The following is a 270-nucleotide window of genomic DNA, read 5'->3' as shown; positions in this document are numbered from 1 at the left end:
ATCGCCGACGACCATCCACTGGTTCTACTCGCGATGGAGAATCTGATGTCGGGGTTTCCGAATATCGAAATCGTTGGGAAGGCAACGGACTCATCGGAGTTGTTCGCGGAGGCGCAGCGTGTCAAATGCGACCTTGTCGTCATGGATCTGTACATGCCTGGTGGTGCATATGGCGACGGCGTCGACATGGTTCGACAGTTCAAGGAACGTCATCCCGACGTCGTGGTCGTGGTGCTGACCATGGAAATCGCGGCGGATTCCCTGCAAAAG

General features: G+C 55.9%; 1 protein-coding gene. It reads left to right on the top strand.

Annotated features, from left to right (window positions below; all coding sequences use genetic code 11):
• Positions 1-270 (top strand): response regulator transcription factor (locus SB771_RS34605; protein ID WP_410721988.1); only part of this gene is annotated, 270 nt, incomplete at both ends.

The organism is Burkholderia sp. SIMBA_051, from assembly GCF_046534915.1.
Classification (GTDB): domain Bacteria; phylum Pseudomonadota; class Gammaproteobacteria; order Burkholderiales; family Burkholderiaceae; genus Burkholderia; species Burkholderia ambifaria.
The sequence above is the reverse complement of the archived record's forward strand: the minus strand, read 5'-3'. Positions and strand labels throughout refer to the sequence as shown.